Genomic DNA, 19,191 nt, shown 5'->3' with positions numbered 1-19,191 from the left:
AAGGGTTCTGAAAATCCAGTGATAGTAACATGCGATGATGGCTCTCGGTTCGAGCAGTATCTTTTAGTTTTCACAGAAGATAATAAATTAGTTTCTGTAGAAAAGCGGTAATGTATCCAGCGGAAGCCGGCAAGCGTTCTGGCTTTGCATAGGATATATTTTTCAGTCTGCTCATGCCATCGTAACTTCATTTATACAAAATTACTTGCTGATCGCAAGGCACCTTATTCTGCAGGCCTCCTCATCGGCAACTGGACGTTCATCCTAGCGAAAATTTGCCAACGCGGCGCTCTGGAGCCTTTGTTCCAAACCGTATACTGCGGCTCGCTTCATGATGACTCCGTAGCGAACGATCGTAGTTAGCAACCGAAGCCGCTTAAAAGCGAAAGTGCTATTGTTGAAACAGCAATTCGCGGACGCTGAAGCGTAGTTGTGTTCAGCGGTAGGTCACGTTCTGCCCTAAACAGATTTTGTAGTACAACAACTCTCTATCGCCATTTGCGACTGCAATTCATAAATGTGGTGCAACCGTCGCTGCCGCTAGCGTTTTGAGGTCTACTTTGCCAATAGGCCGCCCAATATCATCTAGTACGACGACATCATTTGCATCGATACGAGCCAGAACCTTAATGGCATCTTCGACCGTTGTCCCTTTTTGTACTGAAGCGGAATCAAAATTATACTCGGTTGGAATGTGTTCCATAACTGATTCAACCTGTATCACTCGTCCACGGTTAACTTCTTTGACAAAATTGGCGACATAGGTATCTATGGGTTTAAGAACAATATCTTGGCGGTTTCCTTGCTGGATAATCTCTCCATCGCGAAGGATAGCGATCTGATCTCCTAGTCTGAGGGCTTCATCAAGGTCGTGCGTAATGAAAACGATTGTCTTCTTTATTTCTTTCTGCAGATCGAGCAATACTGTTTGCATGTCCATTCGGATGAGGGGATCCAGAGCGGAATACGCTTCGTCCATGAGAAGAACCGGCGCGTCATTGGCTAAAGCCCGGGCGAGGCCTACGCGTTGCTGCATTCCTCCCGAAAGCTGATTAGGATACTTTTTTTCGAAGCCTTTGAGACCGACCCGCTCTATCCAGTCTATCGCAACGTCGATTGCTTTCGAGCGTGCAAACCCCTGAATTTCAAGGCCATACAATGCATTATCTAGTACGTTTCGATGGGGAAGCAGGGCGAATTTTTGAAATACCATTGCTGTCTGGTGTCTGCGAAACTCACGCAGATCTGCCGCGTTCATTTTTACCACATCGTTGCCGTTTACCAAGACTTCACCTGAGGTTGGGTCAATGAGGCGATTAATGTGGCGTATGAGAGTTGACTTACCGGATCCAGATAATCCCATGATCACCTGAATACAGCCGGCGGGCATCTCGATGTTTATGTCTTTAAGGCCCAGCACGTGCCCGTATCGCTCATTCAGTTCGGCTTTTGAAAGGCCTTTTCGTACAGCTTCCACATGTGTCTTCGCATCAGGGCCGAATACCTTGTAGAGTTCACGTATTTTAATTCCGTCAAAGTTTAGGTCAGCCATGAACGATCTCCTGGTGCTTCTGCAATCTTTTTCCATAGGCCTGGCTGATCCGATCAAAAATGATCGCGATGCCGACGATCGCAAGACCATTAAACATTCCAAGAGTGAAGTACTGATTTGCGATTGCTTTCAAAACTGGCTGCCCGAGACCTTGGACGCCAATCATTGAGGCAACAACGACCATCGCCAACGCCATCATGATAGTCTGATTGATCCCTGCCATGATGGTCGGCAAAGCAAGGGGAAGCTGGACCTTGAAGAGTTTCTGGGAGTTTGATGAACCAAATGCATCCGCAGCTTCAAGAACGTCTCTATCAACCAAACGTATCCCAAGATTTGTCAATCGAATGATGGGGGGGATGGCATAGATTACGACGGCAATCAGGCCAGGAACGCGTCCAATCCCGAGCAACATGACAACAGGTATCAAGTAGACGAAGCTAGGCATGGTTTGCATGACGTCAAGGACGGGATTAATCAGTCTTTGTAACCGCTCAGAGCGAGCCATAAAGATCCCGATTGGAAGGCCAATAATGATGGCCAATACAGTGCAGACAAATATCATCGATATCGTCCGCATCGCATCTTCCCACATATCGAGGTAACCGATTGTAAGAAGTGTGACCAACGATCCAACAACAATTTTTAGACTTCTGCTTGCGACCCATGCAATCACCAAGATTATCAAGAGAATAATTGGCCAAGGCGTTTGCGTCATGAAACGTTCTGACATGAGCAGAAATTGCTGCAATGGCGAGAAGAAGACTTCTATAATCTCGCCATAGCTTCGCGTGAATGAACGAAAGCCTTCATCTATGACCTGCTTGAGGCGACGCAGTGCATCGTCGTCCATATGTGGGAATCTGGTAAACCAGTCCATTGTGTTCCCCTTTTCTCTGAACGTCACTTCTTTCCCGCGCTTAAGAGATGCTGTTCTCACCTTGGTGATGCTTAAAACGCTGCCCCAATGTTGTTGCGGCCGTCGGCGAACCTATTCGGATCGCTCCTCGTTCGTCGGATGTAGTGCGACCGTAAAAACGAACTTTGTTGTAACTTCCCACCGGTCTCTAATCGCGAGAGACCGGCGGAGTTGAGCGCAATACCTCCAGTACATTGAGGTAAACTAGTGGTGTGTAGTTAGAGCGAAGCTTCGATTTTCTCCGCGGCTTCCGGGGATACCCACTTCGTCCATAGATCTTTGTTTTCCTTAAGAAAATGCTTCGCTCCGTCCTCGCCAGAGGCTTGATTTTCTGTCATCCAAGCCATTAACTTCGCAACGGTGTCATTGCTCCACGAGCGCTTTTCCAAGTAGTTCATGGCATCGGAGCCGAGTTTTTCGATCGAGCCTTTTGCTACGAGTGTCACGATCCGATCGACCGGAAATGCGTTTGGTTTTGGATCTGGGCAATCAGCGACGGTATTACACCGTTTCCATTCCGCTTCATCATGCCGAACGCCGGGATCAAGCCTGACCATTGGGTATTTTCCCAAAAGCGCGGTAGGCTCCCAGTAAAAGGCCACTACGTTCTGTTTGCGCTCGTATGCCTTCGCAATCGCACCATCCAAACCTGCGGCTGAACCCGTATCGACCAAATTGAAATTGGCGGCTTCACCTTTGAGAGCTTTAAACAACTGAGATGTGGTCACGGTTCCGCCCCATCCTTGGGGACCGTTCAACACAGCGCCCTTCGATGGATCATCGGTAGACGGAAACAATTCTGGATGCTTGAGCATGTCAGGAATAGTTTTGATATCGGGATGTTCCTGTGCCGTATAAGCGGGGATATACCATCCTTGAATACCGCCATCTGGTAGAGGCGAGCCGACCTGGACGATTTTTCCGCCCTGAGTACCTTTGCCTACAACATCGGGAAGCAAATCGATCCATGCTTCCGGCGCTATGTCTGGTTGGCCTTTCTCTGCCATAGAGGTGATTGTCGGAACCGTATCTCCAAGGGTAATGTCCGCACTACAGCCATACCCTTCATTCAAAATTAGTTTGTCGAGGTTTGAAAGCACCTCCGCGCTTTGCCAGTTCATACTAGCTATGACGATATTGCCGCAACCAGTGGCATAACCATTGGTTGCTCCACCCAGCAATCCAACCAAAAGACATGTTGATGCGAATAGTTTTTTCATTATCGTTCCCTTCTTTTTGCGGCGTTTCTTTTGACAACGGGAATGCCGCGTTTCCGGCTGTTATCAATTTTCTGATGTTGCCTCTCTACTTAACGATTTGAAATAAGCCGCTGACAGACCTTTGGCGATGATCAGGTCGATATCTGCTACCAGCATCGCTTTAATTGCAGCTTCGGTAGTACCCCGATAGTTGATGAAGGACTCAATCATATCTTTGGGAGAGGCTGCGGTTCTATCCAGCAAACGTCCGGTTCCGATCAGTACTGCTTTTACGGCCCTCTCAGCCAATCTGCTGGAAATGCCGTGAGCAACGGCTTCATCGATCATCAACGATCCGAGCATTGCTGGAAACGCGGGGCCCGCGCCGGAGAGGCCCGTGAAATAGTCGAGGTCATACTCGTTATGAACTTCATCCTCCAATCCACAAGTGCCTAAGATCAAACGTGTCAACGTACGGTCAGGCGGCGAAACTGCAGAGGATGTAAACCACGGCGTGTACGACATTTGCACGGCTGTTGCCGCATTTGGCATGCACCGCACCACGCGCGCCGTGTTGTGCCGTAGTCTGAGCTCGTCGACACGTATCCCCGGCATCACTGAAATAACGAGTTTTCCTTGTGCATTTAGATGCAACTGATCCCAATCGCCTGGACGGACAGATAGAATGAGTACGTCAGACCGAGACGCTAGCTCTTCATTGTCCATCGTCCATTTGGCGTTCGGAAAGAGAGTTGACGGTTTGCTTCGATAGGACAGAGTGAGATCTTTTGGTTTGAGAACCTTAGCATCGATGATTGCTCCAGCAATGGCACTTCCAAGCCATCCTGCACCACCTACAATGCCGATCCTAAGTGAGCTGCTCACGATCGAATTCCCCTAATCCCTGAAACCGTGTCGCGCAAAGAAACGGTTTAGTTCTCGACGTTCAGGTGTGTGCCCGGTGTAAATCGCAATGTACTCGGGAATTCGCTTCATTCTCGTCGCAATATCCTCTCGAGATTGCATAGAGATGTAGCCGATCTGAACCAAATAAGTCGTTCTGGCCCTCACGTCAGCGCTAATGTCAGTCAAGCCAAAACGAACGAACATTTGCTTGATTGCCTCGATACGAACTCTATCTGCGTCTCGAACTTCTTCCAGGATATCCGGAGATTGTAGTGCCCAACTCCGTACGGCGAATTCGAACTTCGAGTCGAAGAGATCGTTATTTAGCCAGCAATCGAAGACATTCAACATGGCTTCTGCTATGGATTCAGCGTAGGCTTCAGATTGCCTGACAATGCCTCCTGTATTTTTATCTCGCCATAGCCGAATAAGTGCAGAGAGCAGTTCTTCCCTATCTTTGAAAAACCAGTAAAAACTGGTCCTAGAAAGATTGAGCTTTTTGGCCAAAGGCTGGATTTTCACTGAATCCACACCGGATTCCAGCAATGCTTGATAAGCCGCCTCCAGCCATCCGTCTGTTGAGCCCCGCCAACCGCTGTCTTGAACCGCTTCAACCATTTCCAACTCCTAGCAAACAAGTTTATCTCGACGCAAGCAAATTGTACAGTTATGTCATATTAAATTACTTTGATGTAATATTACTTGACAGTTATGTACAGTTCGCCATAGTTTCCTGAAAAATATCCATAAATGGGAACACGAGCCATGTCGAATGATCCTCTTTTGCAGCCCTACCAGCTCAAGCATCTGACGCTTAGGAACCGGATCATCGTCACCTCCCACGAGCCTGCCTATCCCGATGACGGAATGCCCAAGGAACGCTACCGCGGCTATACGGTGGAGCGGGCGAAAGGCGGGGTAGCCCTTACGATGACAGCGGGTTCTGCTGCCGTGTCGCGGGATAGTCCGCCGGTGTTTAATAATCTTCTCGCCTACAAGGACGAGATTGTCCCCTGGATCAAAGAAATGACCGATGCCGTGCATGAAGAAGGTGCGGCTATCATGATACAGCTCACTCATTTGGGCCGGCGTACCCGCTGGGACAAGGCTGACTGGCTGCCGGTCGTCGCTCCCTCGCATCATCGAGAGTCCGCGCATCGCGCTTTTCCCAAAAAACTCGAGGACTGGGATATCGAGCGCATCATTACCGATTTCGCCGATGCCGCCGAACGCATGAAGGCGGGCGGCATGGATGGTGTAGAACTGGAGGCCTATGGTCATCTCATCGACCAGTTCAACTCGCCGCTCACCAACGAGCTCGACGGTTCCTACGGCGGTTCGCTTGAAAACCGCATGCGGTTTTGTTTCGACGTCTTTCGAGCGATACGCAAGCGTGTCGGTGACGACTTCATTCTCGGCGTTCGTTATACCGCCGACGAAACCCTGCCCGGGGGAACGGACAAGGCTGAGGGAATCGAGATTTCGCGTCGCCTAAGGGACAGCGGCCTGATCGATTATCTCAACATCATTCGTGGCCATATCGATACCGATGCGGGCCTCACCGATGTGATACCAATTCAGGGTATGGCCAGCGCGCCGCATCTCGACTTTGCTGGCGAGATACGCGCGGCGACCGATTTTCCGACCTTCCACGCCGCCAAGATTCAAGATGTTGCTACGGCGCGTCATGCCATTGCATCAGGCAAGGTTGACATGATTGGCATGACCCGGGCCCATATGACCGATCCGCATATCGTGCGCAAGATAATGGAAAAGCGCGAGGACGATATCCGTCCGTGCGTCGGTGCCAATTATTGTCTTGACCGCATTTATCAGGGCGGTGCCGCCTATTGTATCCACAACGCCGCCACGGGTCGCGAACTGACCATGCCACATGTCGTCGACAGGGCTACGGAGCGCCGAAAGGTCGTGATTGTTGGTGCGGGACCAGCTGGTCTGGAAGCAGCGCGCGTCGCCGCCGAGCGTGGCCACGAAGTCATTGTCCTTGAAGCTTCTGCACATCCCGGCGGCCAGGTCCGCCTGGCTGCTCAAAGCGAACGTCGACGCGAGATGATCTCCATTATTGACTGGCGTATGGCTCAATGTGAGAAGCACGGCGTTATCTTTCATTTCAACAAATGGGCCGATGCCGAAGCAGTTCAGGCACTCGCGCCTGATGTGGTGATAATCGCCACCGGTGGCCTGCCACATACCGAAGTGCTGGCCAAGGGCAACGAACTCGTCGTCTCGGCATGGGATATTATCGCTGCAGATGTAAAACCGGGTTCCAATGTCCTGGTCTATGACGATGCAGGCGATCATTCAGGCCTGCAGGCTGCGGAAATCATTGCACAGTCAGGTGCCAAAGTTGAAATCATGACGCCTGATCGTGCTTTTGCGCCAGAGGTCATGGCCATGAACCTCGTTCCTTATATGCGTTCGTTGCAAAAGCTTGATGTAACGTTCACCGTGACCTTCCGTCTGGAGTCGGTCGAAAAGACCGGCAACCAGCTAGTCGCGCAAATTGGAAGTGACTATGGTGGTGTCGTCAAGCAACGCATTGTCGATCAGGTCGTCGTCAACCACGGCACCATTCCATTGGATGAACTCTATTTCGAACTCAAACCGTTATCGTTCAATGGTGGCGAAACGTCCTATAAACAGTTGCTGGCTGGCCAGCGGCAATCGGTCGTTCGCAATCCAGACGGAACATTCCAGCTTTTCAGGATCGGTGACGCTGTCGCAGCGCGTAACACTCATGCCGCGATTTATGACGGTCTGCGGCTAGCGAAGGATATATGATCCGGAGATAATTCCCGATTTGAAGCTCATGGAGGTTCGCATGACGGTTCGTGATGAAGCATTGCAGGCCTTTCTTGATGCGGCTGAGGCTGCATTCGGTCAATTCGCCGGTCATGATGAATCCAGACGTTCAATCGGTCAGATATTCGATGTACTCAAAACGCCAGGGGAACAGCGCGTGGGCGAGGGGACGCAACTGCCGGTCTGCCAGCATCTTGACGCTGCCTTGGCCATCGATGTCAAGGATCGATTGCTCCGCCGTCTGATAGTAACCTTCCAAGCGATCGCGCCTCGCCTTGACTGGCGGCGACGTGTCGATCCCGAGGGCTCAGCCAGCGCCAACTATGCGGACGGACATGGCAATGCTATGGTAGTCGGTACTGGCGGAATTGAACAGCGTGGCGATGTGTGGATCGGCGCGACGCTGCTTGCCCCCAATGTCCGCTATCCCGATCACAACCATGCTCCTGAAGAGGTTTATCTCGTTTGCTCCGATGGCGAATTCAGTCAGGCGGACGATGATTGGTTCTCACCGGGCATCGGTGGTTCGTTCTATAATGTTCCCGGTATCAAGCACGCCATGCGCTCGCTCGATATGCCACTCTTCGCCTTCTGGGCGCTTCTGGTGAAACGACCGGTCGACGAAAAAACTGAAACATAACATCACGGGAGGAAGAAATGAGCACGAGACTTTTACATCCTGCCATCCAGAACGGACAGCAAAAAGGTAGCAGTCAGTTTCCCGGCGGGACACTTGCCTGCAAATGTTCCGAACGCACAGTCAAGGTGAAGGTCGCAGCCCCGATCACCCATAACCACGCTTGTGGCTGCACGAAATGCTGGAAGCCGGAAGGTGCTGCCTTTTCTGTCGTCGCTGTCGCGCCGACGGAAAAGGTGAGCGTTATTGAAAATGGCGACAAGCTTGCCGTCGTCGATCCTGGCGCCTTGATTCAGCGCCATGCCTGCAAGGAATGCGGTGTGCACATGCATGGTCCCGTTGAGCGTGAACATGCATTCCAGGGGCTATCCTTCATCCATCCAGAACGGTTCGAAAACGCAGACTGGCCAGGACCGGAATTCGCAGCCTTCGTATCCTCGGTCATTGAAGGCGGCGTTGATCCCGATGAAATGGCAGGCATACGGGCCCGGCTAAAAGAGATCGGGCTTGAACCCTATGACTGCCTCTCGCCAGCGTTGATGGATTATCTGGCGACCTGGACCGCAAAAAAGAACGGCGTCCTGCACTGATCACCGGACGCCTGTCCCATCTGCCGTATTGCTCGAAATTCTCTCCTTGTTCCTGAGAAACCCACGAGCGCCACTTAAATGATTGCTTCGGATGCGAAACTGGCGTCCGAAGTTCCTGGCGCTTTGCTTGAAGAGGAATATTTGAATGGCGCCTGACGACCATATGACCGGACAAAGTGCAGCGGTCTTCAAAGATGAGCGAAAACACACTTATCTCAATCCAGATGGTGCGGATCGACCATTAATCAGCCCGATACCCATCGAAACGCTCGATAGGGCAAGACGCTATCGCCTGGACCGCCTTCGCTTCAAGATGCGCCAGGCAGATTGTGGAGCGCTGCTGCTCTACGATCCCGTCAACATTCGTTATGCGCTGGATTCGTCCGATATGAGCATATGGACAATGCACAATCCCTCACGCTACGCGCTTATTCTGGCAGAAGGACCTGCCATCATGTTCGAATTCGAAGGCGCTGAACATGTCAATGACGGACTGCCCGGGGTCGATGAGGTCCGTACAGCCAAATCCTTTCTGTTCTTCACAGCCGGCAATCTGGTTGAACAGCGAATGAAATCCTGGGCTGATGAGATCGCCGGTATCATCAAGCAACATGGCGTCAATGACCGTGTTGCCGTGGATCGCCTGGAACCGGGGCCGGCGTTTGAATTGCAGGCACGCGGCTTTGTCTTGCTGGATGGGCAGGAACTGGCCGAGCGGGCGCGTTCAATAAAAAGTGCGGAAGAAATCGAACTGATGCGCTGGACCATTCGCGTATGTGAGGCAGGTATGGCGCGCATGTACGAGGTCTCCGAACCGGGGCGCACAGAGCGCGAAATCTGGGCCGAGCTTCATTTCGAAAATGCACGCAGCGGCGGCGAATGGCTCGAAACCAAACTGCTGACAGCGGGCCCGCGGACAAATCCATGGTATCAGGAATGCTCGGATTACGTCATTAAACAAGGCGAGATGATCGCCTTTGATACAGATATGATAGGTCCGTACGGCTATTGCGCCGACCTGTCGCGCTCATGGACCTGCGGCCATGCCGCGATGAATGCAAAGCAAAAGGAGCTCTACGCCGCTGCCCGGGACCAGATCGACCATAATCTTTCAATCATTCGTCCTGGTGTGAGCTTCGTTGAGTTCAACGAGAAAAGCTGGCGCATACCTGAGAAATACATCCCCTATCGCTATTCGCTGGCAGTCCATGGGACTGGGATGGCCGACGAATGGCCAGGTATCCTGCTGCATCCGGATTTCGATAATGATTTCAACGGGACGATTGAGGAGAATATGGTACTTAACGTTGAAAGCCTGATTGCCGAAAAAGGTTCTGAAAGCATCAAACTGGAAACCCAGATCCTGGTCACGAATAATGGTGCCGAACGACTCGATACTTTCCCATGGGAAAGTATTTAGGCATAAAGGTTTCAGACATTTCCTACGAGCCATTCCGCAAAAATGCGCGCCTTCGCTGAGACACGCGGATGAATTTTGAGATAGAACAGCATTGGCGAAGTGATGCAATCTGGCACGAGTTGTACGAACCTTCCCTCATGCAAGAGGCTTTTGACCAATCCATCCCACCCCAGAACTGCGCCAAGATCGTCTTGCGCAGTCTGTAGTGCAATCATGTAATTGTTGACGTAGAAATTACGACCCTTCGGAGCGGGCTGGCCAAGCGATGAAAACCAGTCTGACCATTTTGTCCAATTGGTTTCTTCGCCGCTGGAATGGATCAGCGGGGCCGAAACCAGATCCTCGATTGTGGAAATGCGATATTGCTCCGCAAAGCGAGGTGTCCCAAGCGCCACGATGCGGTCGCGAAAGAGACTGCAGCATTCGCTGCCTTCGTCGGGGATGCCATAATGGATGCTAAGGTCACAACGGCTGGTGTCGGACGCAACATCGCTAACAATCTGCGCAATGGTAACTGTGGGGTGGTTTTTCCAGAACGCTGAAATCTTTGGTGTCAGCCATAATGAACTCACAGCCGTCGTGGAGCGCACGGTAACATCCACAGTTTCCGGTCTCTCCCTCAACTGGCTGACGGTTTCGGAGATGGATTCAAAGCCTCGTTGCAGCGCCACGAATAAAAATGCGCCTTTCTCCGTCAGCTCCACACCCTTGTTTTGCCGCATGAACAGGACGCATCCAAGGTCCGCTTCAAGCGCCTTTATCTGGTGACTGATTGCCGCAGGTGTAACGTTCAGTTCCTGCGCGGCTTTCTTGAAACTGAGATTGCGTGCCGCAGCCTCAAAACAGATGAGTGCGGTTATGGAGGAAAGGTCATAAGGTCTGGCCACAGAAACCTCATCCGCAATCTTGAAGCCAGCAAAGTGGCGGGGGAACATTGAGATTACTTAAACTAATCCATGTTGAAAAAAAGTGCTATTGTCAAAATGTGAGACGAGCCTGACAGTTTTTAGACTGGTTCAAAACAAATGGTAGGAACTCGTCATCATGAACGCTCAAGTCTCGGTACCAGAATTGCTGGCCCGTCGAAAGCCTGGCCATGCTCTGGAACAACCATTCTATACATCGCCTGACATCTATCAGATGGATCTGGAGCAGATTTTCTACAAAGAATGGCTCTATGCGATTCCAGCTTGCCAACTGGTGAAACCTGGCAGTTATGCAACCATGCGCGTTGGTGCTCATGATGTGATTATCGTCAAAGGACGTGACAATGAAATCCGCGCTTTCCACAATTCCTGCCGCCATCGGGGTTCCATCATCTGCAAGGCACGCGAAGGGCTGGTCGCAAAACTTGTCTGTCCCTACCACCAATGGACCTATGAACTCGATGGAAAACTTCTATGGGCCAACGATATGGGGCTGGCCTTCGATCCATCTACTCATGGCCTCAAGTCTGTGCACGTGCGCAATCTCGTTGGATTGATCTATATCTGCCTGTCCGACGCACCACCGCCTTTCGAATCTTTTGCCGAAATGGTGCCCCCCTATCTCGAAGTGCATGACCTTGAGAATGCTAAGGTTGCGTATAGTTCCACCATCGTGGAGAACGGCAATTGGAAGCTGGTCTGGGAAAACAATCGTGAATGCTATCATTGCAGCAGTAATCATCCGGCGCTGTGCCGTTCGTTCCCGCTGGATCCCGAAGTAGCCGGCGTCTCGCCGGACGGCTCGGTATCGTCTGAACTTCAGGCGCATTTCGATCGCTGCGAGGCAGCCGGTGCACCCGCACAGTTTCGCTTATCAGACGATGGACAATACCGTGTTACGCGCATTCCTCTGCAGGACAAGGCCGTCAGTTACACGATGGACGGCAAGGTAGGTGTCACCAAGCCTCTTGGTCGCGTTGCCCTACCGGACGCCGGTTCGCTTCTTATGTTTCATTATCCCACCACATGGAACCATTTCCTGCCGGATCATTCACTGACTTTCCGCGTCACGCCAATCAGTCCGACGGAAACGGAAGTGACGACCACATGGCTTGTGCACAAGGATGCCGTCGAGGGTGTAGATTACGATCTCAAGCGGCTGACGGAAGTGTGGATAGCCACCAATGATGAGGACCGCGAAGTAGTTGAGACTAACCAACGCGGGATATTCTCTCCCGCATACACGCCGGGACCCTATTCGCCCAATCAGGAAAGCGGCGTGGTCCAGTTCGTGGATTGGTATGTGCATTGGCTGGAGCGTTCGCTCACATCGTTCCAGATTGCTGCGGAGTGAGTTCATGCATGTGGTGACGAGGCCGAAGCTCGCATTCTGGACGGATGCGGAGGAGCTTGAATGCGTTTCTTATCTACCGGAAGCGCCTAATGTTATGACCTTCTGCTTTCGGTCGCCGTCTGGAGCGCTGTTCAACTTCGATCCGGGGCAGTTTCTGACATGGCAACTGCCCGTTCCCGGGGGACTGGTATATCGGACCTATACGATCTCGTCGTCTCCGTCCCGACCGACGTCGCTGACCATGACCGTAAAGGCGCAGCCGGATTCCGTTGGCACGCGCTGGATGTTCGACCACATGCGGTCAAGCATGCGACTGCGGGTGATCGGTCCTGGCGGAAAATTCACTATCGCGCATCACCCGGCCGACAAATATCTGTTCATCTCGGCAGGGTCGGGCATCACGCCAATGATGTCCATGACCACCTATCTCTACGACTCGGGGCGCGATATGGACGTCGTGTTCGTCAATTGCGCCCGACGCCCATCGGATATTATTTTCCGAGAACGGTTGGAGCAGATGGCCTCACGCGTTAACGGGATAGACCTCAAATGGGTCGTCGAGGACAATGACCCGTATAGTCCATGGACTGGATACAAAGGTTTTTTTAACCAGCTGATGCTGGGCTTGATGGCGCAGGATTATCTGGAGCGCGAAGTGTTCTGTTGCGGGCCGGAACCCTTCATGCAAGCGGCGCGCGAAGCGTTGATCGGGCTCGGCTATGACATGGATCGCTATCATCAGGAGAGCTTTCACGCGCCATTGCCTGAAACCGAACTGGTGCCGGATGATGTGACGCCAGAACAGGAAAACAGTGCCGAAATCGAGTTCGCACTGTCCGGCGTTACGACGACCTGTTCGGAAACGGACACCATCCTTACCTCCGCTCGTGTAGCGGGTCTGATGATCCCTTCCGGCTGCACTATGGGAATTTGTGGGACCTGTAAGATCCAGAAACTCGAAGGGCAGGTCCATATGGTACACAACGGCGGTATCACCGACGATGACATAGACGATGGTTTCATCCTAGCCTGCTGTTCGCACCCCATCGGTCGTGTGAAAGTGGGGGTGTAGAGGGGAGAATGATCGAAAGGCACCGAGGAACATTCACAAAAGCAAATCGAGAAGTATCTACAATGTGACAATCAAAGCAGTTGATGCATTAACGGAATCCGGTCGGTTTGGTCACGCCGTCTAAAAAAGTATCATGACTTTCAAAGCGCAACAGCGGTTGTGTTGGGTTTCAATCTGGCCTCCGATTTTTCCTGTTTGAGTCTTCTCTCGCCGTTGAAACGTTGCGGCTGACAAACTAGGCTCTTGATTTCCAAGCTTATCGTAGGCGCATTGCATCGGAAACCGGAGGCCAGGTGAGTGCGAGCTACGGCGTAGCACTTACAACGCAGCTCAGTGGCTGAGAGGCACCGATATTTCTTCAACGATCCGTGCCCAGGCATGGTCTGTATCTATAGCAAGGCTGGTAGAATCGGTTTAGCTAACAAGATTTTCAAGTTATGGTTGTATGAGTGCCATAACAATGCTGTTGCAACAGCGGCATTGGGACGGTTCTTATATGCTTGCGGCGCAGTCGGATATGCCGATGGCAAAACCTGAACGATACATTGGAAAACATGGAATGTTTTGTTCGACAGTTCATAACAACAGCTGTTGATCTGGGAATCTATCGAGTTGATGAGAACATCTAGGCCTGTGCAGGAGGGGGCGGCGGCGATTGACATGATGCTGCATTTGGTTAAACAAGATTTTGGAGAGCAAACGATCAGGGACGTCTGCGACCACGCCATCAATACGAATGTGCGACGGCAAAAAAACCCAGAAGTTGCAGTTTGTGTACTGTGTTAGCGACTAATTTATCGCCGCCATCAGAGTTGCAACGCTTGACCCATCGCCGAGCAAGGACAGCAGTTCAATCGCGTATAAGACAAGGGGATTATGTTTTCGGACAGATATGGCGATGAAACCTGACTGGCAATCTATATTAGGAGATGACGGTATGCAGGGTTTTTTTTACGTAGAATGATATCCATCTCATTGAAGCGTTTTCTGGAGGTAAAGGTTGCTGTATTTTCAACAGCCGAAAAGTTCAGCTTTCAGTTTGGGCTCCATTCGAAGCGGATGGCAGTTTGTTCGATAGGGTGCAATTTAAATGACATCTAACCACCGTACCGCTCCGGCCGAACCTGACCATACCCTTGGATTCGTAAGCAGAAACGACTTAAAAAGTTCACCGAAACAGGAGCTTCAAACGGATGTTGAATTTCGAGCCATTCAGATGGGCTCTCCGATACTGTGGATGGCCATCGGTGTTCTTTTTCGGGCTGGTTGGCGCCAAGTTCGCCTTCAACAGCAATCATCCTATGGTGTCGTTCACTGTAGTGTACGCCGTCGCCGTTGCTACGCTGTTAATTATGGAGCGCATTATTCCGTATGAGGGCCGCTGGCTCGATGCGGATGGTGAGACCGTGAACGATATCGCCCATACGTTGTTGACCAAAGGGCTTGTGCAATTCGCCGCACTTGCTGCGGCACTATTCCCCATGATGGCTGCCGGTGTTCTGCAGCCGTTGGCTACGCTTCAGTTCAGCTTTTGGCCGTCCACATTGCCTTTCGTGCTACAGGTGGCATTAGCCGTAATCATTGCTGAGTTCGGCCTATATTGGTCGCATCGCATCGCGCATGAACGGCTTTTCTTCTGGCGTTTCCACGCATTGCATCACTCTGTGACGCGGCTTTGGGTCGTCAATACCGGCCGGTTTCATGTCATCGACTCCCTGTTCAAGGTCGCGCTGAGCCAAGTCCCGCTTTACCTTTTGGGTGCGCCGCTGCAGATCTTCTGGTGGTTAGGTGCCGTTACTGCTTTTGTAGGCATTCTCACCCATTGCAATGTCGATATGAGGACGGGGATACTTGACTATGTGTTTAGTACGCCCCGCCTCCATCGGTGGCATCATTCGAAGGACATTCGCGAAGGGAATACCAATTACGGCGAGAACATTGTCTTGTTCGACCAAATTTTCCGGACTTATCTTAATCCGGATCGATCCTCGTCCGCAGACATTGGCATCAAAGGCCAGGTTGCAAAGGGGTTTCTCGCACAATTGACACAACCTTTCTCGAAGGATGGTGTTCGTCAAATCCTTGGTCTGCCTTCAAAAAATTGATGGGCGGCTTAAAAGATGATAAGGTTTCTCCGCCTATTTCTACTTTGCGTCGGTATGTGGAAGCTGGGGGCAAAACAGCAGATTAATCTAATCCATCATTAACAGAATGGTGAGTTTTTGAGGAAGAGCGTGCAGCGATACCAAATGTAGTTTTTGCAGGCATTACATTTCCTCGTTGTATTTCTTAAACTCAGCGCAGGGCTTCGAGCATCGACGCCATGGGCATTGTTGTCGGTCTTGACTGGCGATCTGGGATCGAAAGACGTGATGATCGTCGAGAGTTCTGGGAGTACATTAATCTGCTCACAAAAAGAATAGCTCGGCGCGTGTTAGAAGACACGGTTTCGTTCAGTTGTGAGTAGATTACCGCAAGGAAATTCCGAGACGCGGGGGATCGAATTTTCAAGAAGCTATATCACCGATATCGTTGCGTTATCCGACCCGGATGATCGCGGACTTAGTCTGAACCGGCGCTGTGGCCGAAGTTTTGTCGGCGTTAGATGAGGAGAGTAAGAGCATTTCTCCTCCCCGCAACGGACATTGGTTCTTATGCCATTACGAATGGCGTGCTACGTTGCCGTTTACCAGTCAGTCTGGATAAGGCGTTGGCGATGGCGGGAACGACACTTGGATTTGAAAGTTCTCCAACGCCAGTGGGATGTCCAGGATCCCCCTGTACAACAGTAATGTCGATATCCGGCATGTGAGACTGACGCATGACGACATAATTATCAAAGTTGGTCTGTATTACACGCCCTTCGATGAAATCGATACGGTCAAACAGGGCATGCCCCAAGCCCCACATTATGCCTCCGTAGAGTTGTTCTTCAACGCTTCCAGGATGCACTGCGAGTCCACAGTCGGCAACACATGTGATACGACGTATCTCTATCGTCTTTGGGGTTTGTTCGAGTTCAGCCACAATTGCTACAAAGCTTTTATAGCCCTGGTTGGTTGCAAGTCCCAATGATCGCCCTGGCATGTGGGGTTTGTGCCAACCCGCGCGTTGAGCTGCGTTGCGAAGAACATTTACATGGCGTGGCCTCTCCGACATCAGAGATATGCGAAAGGCAAGCGGATCTTTTCCAGCGAGCTCCGCCATTTCGTCCATGAAGCTCTCTGTGGCAAATACATTGGGAATAAAGCTGACTGCCCGATACCATCCGGTCGGCATACCGGTTTCGTGACGTATCCAACCGATATCCAGGTGTTTGGGAGCATAGGCAAAATCCCATGCGCAGATCGATTCCGTCGTGCTGTAGTCCATCTTATCCTGGCGTTCATTGTAGCCTGGCTCCCATTCTTCCGGAGATGCCGGAGAGACCGCGCGAAGTTTCAACGCCAACAGATCTCCATCTTGATCGATTGCTCCTGTCAGTTCCGTCAAAGTGGCAGCGTGGTAGTAGAGCTGCTTCATTTCATCTTCACGGCTATACATCAATTTAACCGGCCGTCCGGTTTCCCTGGCGAGATAGGTTGCCTCTAGAAGCCAATGCCGCGATTCCCTGGCTCCGAAACTCCCGCCGCCGGTCAGTTCGTGCAGCACCACATTCTCCTCGCCAAGCCCAAGAAGAGTTCTGGCGGCAAACAATGCATTACTGGGTACCTGGATTCCTCCCCAGTAATGGACTTTTCCGTCGCGAATTTCGACAGTTACGCTTTGGGGCTCCATGGGATTCTGAGCCTTGTAGGGCATAATATATTCTGCTCGCAGGGTTTTGGCTGCTCCCGAGATTACCTGTTCAGCATTCCCGTGGCCAATCGTGCGTACGAATTGCGCTTGTGGTGAGATAAGGGAGGACCTTTGTTGACGCGCAATATCCGCGCTGTTGAAACCGGCAAATTCACCATCGTCCCACTCGATTTTCAATTGGTCGCGTCCCGATATCGAAGCCCAGTAGCTGTCAGCCAGTACAGCTACTCCTTCTTGATTGCCGCCCAGGACTGAACGATCTGCTGCAGGAACAATGAGTATCCGGCGCACGCCGGATACTGCGAGACTTTTTTCCTGGTTCATCGTTCTGACCCGGCCGTGAACCATTGGCGCGTGTTGGATGGTAGCGGTCAGCATGTTGGGCAGTTTGACGTCCACACCAAAAGTGTGCTCACCGGTAAGCTTGGCCATAGTATCGATTTTGCGAGTGAGCTTGCCAATTATTCGGAATTCGTCGGGCTTCTTCAATGTTACATCTGTGGGTGTTGCCATCAGCGCTGCGCTTTGAACCAGCTTTCCATATTCCAGTTGCCGCCCTGTCTGCGAGTGGATGACTTGTCCCTGCTCCGCATGGCATTCTCTTGCACTTACACCCCAACGATCTGCAGCCGCATTGATCAACATGATGCGTGCCATGGCACCTGCTTTACGCAGGGTTTGAAACTCAAGCATCACACTTGTACTGCCGCCGGTTGAAAATACGTGCCATTGCGGGTGGATATAGTCGTGAAAGAACGGGTTTTCCGGGGATACTACCGTCACCTGTTCAAGCCCTACCTCTAGTTCTTCTGCAAGAATTGCACCAAGCGACGACTTTGTGCCCGTTCCTGAATCGTGCTTGTGGACTACAAGCTGAACGGAATTATCAGGGAGTACGCGCACGAAAGCATTGGGTTGGAAAGTTTTGTCTATCGTCGGTTCTGGACTACCTTCGGATAAATCAACACCCACTAGGAGCCCCATGCCTATTGTCGCGTTCGACATCAGAAACTGCCGACGGGTAGTGCGGACATCTGAAAAGGGCATTAGTTTACTCCGTAAATGAGTTGTACCGCGGCAAGAGAGGGAAATCACAAACATGTATGCTGAAACGCAAAGGCTTGTCCTCTGGATCATTAGAAACGTTGCCCGTACGCCCGATCAGGCGAGCTCACCCGAACGCCGCCTGCGTTTGCCCAGAGCAAAGCGCACAGAGTTTTGCTCTAATGATCTGTTTCTAGGACGGCCGAAGGAAACTGTACAATACTCGTTTCAGATCGCCAAAATAGCTTCCGCGAATGGTGAAAAGCGGATTCTGCTTCAACATTCCGGTCATTGCAGACAGTCATTCTCTTAGGCTATCGCTCGGTTCCAACGATACTTCTTTCCTATCGCCGTCATGCGAATTTCGTCTTTTACACGCCGGGGACGATCCAACATGCTGTCATAGCGATGGACGTCGTCATCGGGAGAGTTTGTGGCTCACTCGTCATGGCATGACACGGTCACATTCGGGAGGACAGCATGTTGAAGTTCAATATTAACAGAAAAGCCTATCAGGTCGACGTTGCTGGGGATACACCGTTGTTGTGGGTCTTGCGTGATGAACTTGGGCTTACCGGTACCAAATTTGGATGCGGTCAGGGGCTTTGCGGAGCTTGCACTGTACATATGGATGGGGTTGCGGTGCGATCATGTCAGGTGATGGCGGAGGATGTTGGTGGCAGCTCCATTACAACAATAGAGGGCCTGGGTTCTGCGGAACATCTTCATCCAGTACAGCAGGCTTGGTTTGACGAGGATGTGCCGCAATGTGGGTATTGTCAGCCAGGACAAATGATGTCTGCTGCCGCATTGTTGCTCGAAAATCCTGCACCCACCGACGACGATATAACGACGGCCATGGACGGAAATATCTGCCGGTGTGGCACTTACGGACGGATCCGTCGCGCCATTCATCGAGCCGCTGCGACACTGGAAAAATAGGGGGGTAAG

At 51.5% G+C, this 19,191-nt stretch carries 15 protein-coding genes; 8 read left to right on the top strand and 7 right to left on the bottom strand.

Features of this window, described 5'->3' with window-relative positions:
* Positions 1-511: 511 nt before the first annotated feature.
* The 5 genes from CQZ93_RS24340 to CQZ93_RS24320 all read right to left on the bottom strand — a co-directional run bounded on the left by CQZ93_RS24340 (position 512) and on the right by CQZ93_RS24320 (position 5,194).
* Positions 512-1,552, bottom strand: coding sequence for a quaternary amine ABC transporter ATP-binding protein (locus tag CQZ93_RS24340; protein WP_105545063.1), 1,041 nt, complete (start codon positions 1,550-1,552; stop codon positions 512-514).
* Positions 1,545-2,432, bottom strand: coding sequence for an ABC transporter permease (locus tag CQZ93_RS24335; RefSeq protein ID WP_105545062.1), 888 nt, complete (start codon positions 2,430-2,432; stop codon positions 1,545-1,547). The genes CQZ93_RS24340 and CQZ93_RS24335 overlap by 8 nt, the downstream gene beginning before the upstream one ends.
* 257 nt (positions 2,433-2,689) lie before the next feature.
* Entirely contained in the window at positions 2,690-3,691 is a 1,002-nt protein-coding gene (locus tag CQZ93_RS24330) for an ABC transporter substrate-binding protein (RefSeq protein ID WP_105545061.1), read from the bottom strand.
* A 63-nt stretch (positions 3,692-3,754) separates the two neighbouring features.
* Positions 3,755-4,555, bottom strand: coding sequence for a pyrroline-5-carboxylate reductase family protein (locus tag CQZ93_RS24325; RefSeq protein ID WP_105545060.1), 801 nt, complete (start codon positions 4,553-4,555; stop codon positions 3,755-3,757).
* Between the two features lie 12 nt (positions 4,556-4,567).
* Positions 4,568-5,194 (bottom strand): TetR/AcrR family transcriptional regulator, encoded by a 627-nt coding sequence (locus CQZ93_RS24320; RefSeq protein ID WP_105545059.1) that lies wholly within the window; start codon positions 5,192-5,194, stop codon positions 4,568-4,570.
* Positions 5,195-5,341: 147 nt separating this feature from the next.
* On the opposite strand from CQZ93_RS24320, the gene CQZ93_RS24315 reads away from it, so the two are divergent.
* From CQZ93_RS24315 to CQZ93_RS24300, 4 genes are all read left to right on the top strand, one after another.
* Positions 5,342-7,378 carry an NADH:flavin oxidoreductase gene (locus CQZ93_RS24315; protein WP_105545058.1) on the top strand — a complete coding sequence of 679 codons (2,037 nt, stop codon included), beginning with the start codon at positions 5,342-5,344 and terminating at the stop codon, positions 7,376-7,378.
* A 40-nt stretch (positions 7,379-7,418) separates the two neighbouring features.
* Positions 7,419-8,039, top strand: a complete 621-nt coding sequence (locus CQZ93_RS24310) for a dimethylsulfoniopropionate lyase (RefSeq protein ID WP_105545298.1) — start codon at positions 7,419-7,421, stop codon at positions 8,037-8,039.
* A gap of 17 nt (positions 8,040-8,056) precedes the next feature.
* Positions 8,057-8,626, top strand: coding sequence for an S-(hydroxymethyl)glutathione synthase (gene gfa, locus CQZ93_RS24305; RefSeq protein WP_105545057.1), 570 nt, complete (start codon positions 8,057-8,059; stop codon positions 8,624-8,626).
* A gap of 145 nt (positions 8,627-8,771) precedes the next feature.
* Complete coding sequence (locus CQZ93_RS24300; RefSeq protein ID WP_105545056.1) at positions 8,772-10,046, top strand: M24 family metallopeptidase; 1,275 nt, start codon at positions 8,772-8,774, stop codon at positions 10,044-10,046.
* A gap of 11 nt (positions 10,047-10,057) precedes the next feature.
* Here CQZ93_RS24300 and CQZ93_RS24295 read toward each other — a convergent pair whose 3' ends face one another.
* The gene (locus CQZ93_RS24295; protein WP_105545297.1) at positions 10,058-10,933 is read right to left on the bottom strand and encodes a LysR family transcriptional regulator; all 876 of its coding nucleotides are present in this window, start codon (positions 10,931-10,933) and stop codon (positions 10,058-10,060) included.
* A 157-nt stretch (positions 10,934-11,090) separates the two neighbouring features.
* Here CQZ93_RS24295 and CQZ93_RS24290 point away from each other — a divergent pair, with 157 nt between their 5' ends.
* From CQZ93_RS24290 to olsE, 3 genes are all read left to right on the top strand, one after another.
* Entirely contained in the window at positions 11,091-12,326 is a 1,236-nt protein-coding gene (locus tag CQZ93_RS24290; RefSeq protein ID WP_105545055.1) for an aromatic ring-hydroxylating oxygenase subunit alpha, read from the top strand.
* Positions 12,327-12,330: 4 nt separating this feature from the next.
* Positions 12,331-13,398: an FAD-binding oxidoreductase gene (locus CQZ93_RS24285; RefSeq protein WP_105545054.1), complete on the top strand. Its 1,068-nt coding sequence runs from the start codon at positions 12,331-12,333 to the stop codon at positions 13,396-13,398.
* Positions 13,399-14,591: 1,193 nt separating this feature from the next.
* A complete protein-coding gene (gene olsE / locus CQZ93_RS24280) occupies positions 14,592-15,503 on the top strand; it encodes an ornithine lipid hydroxylase OlsE (protein ID WP_105545053.1) in 912 nt (303 codons plus the stop codon).
* A 547-nt stretch (positions 15,504-16,050) separates the two neighbouring features.
* Here olsE and CQZ93_RS24275 read toward each other — a convergent pair.
* Complete coding sequence (locus CQZ93_RS24275; RefSeq protein WP_105545052.1) at positions 16,051-18,243, bottom strand: xanthine dehydrogenase family protein molybdopterin-binding subunit; 2,193 nt, start codon at positions 18,241-18,243, stop codon at positions 16,051-16,053.
* 477 nt (positions 18,244-18,720) lie between these two features.
* Here CQZ93_RS24275 and CQZ93_RS24270 point away from each other — a divergent pair, with 477 nt between their 5' ends.
* On the top strand, positions 18,721-19,182 hold the full coding sequence (locus CQZ93_RS24270) for a (2Fe-2S)-binding protein (protein WP_105545051.1): 462 nt from the start codon (positions 18,721-18,723) through the stop codon (positions 19,180-19,182).
* Positions 19,183-19,191 lie beyond the last annotated feature (9 nt).

The sequence above is a fragment of the Ochrobactrum vermis genome, assembly GCF_002975205.1.
GTDB lineage: Bacteria > Pseudomonadota > Alphaproteobacteria > Rhizobiales > Rhizobiaceae > Brucella > Brucella vermis.
Note: the sequence above shows the minus strand (reverse complement) of the source record. Positions and strands in the feature narration are given on the sequence as shown.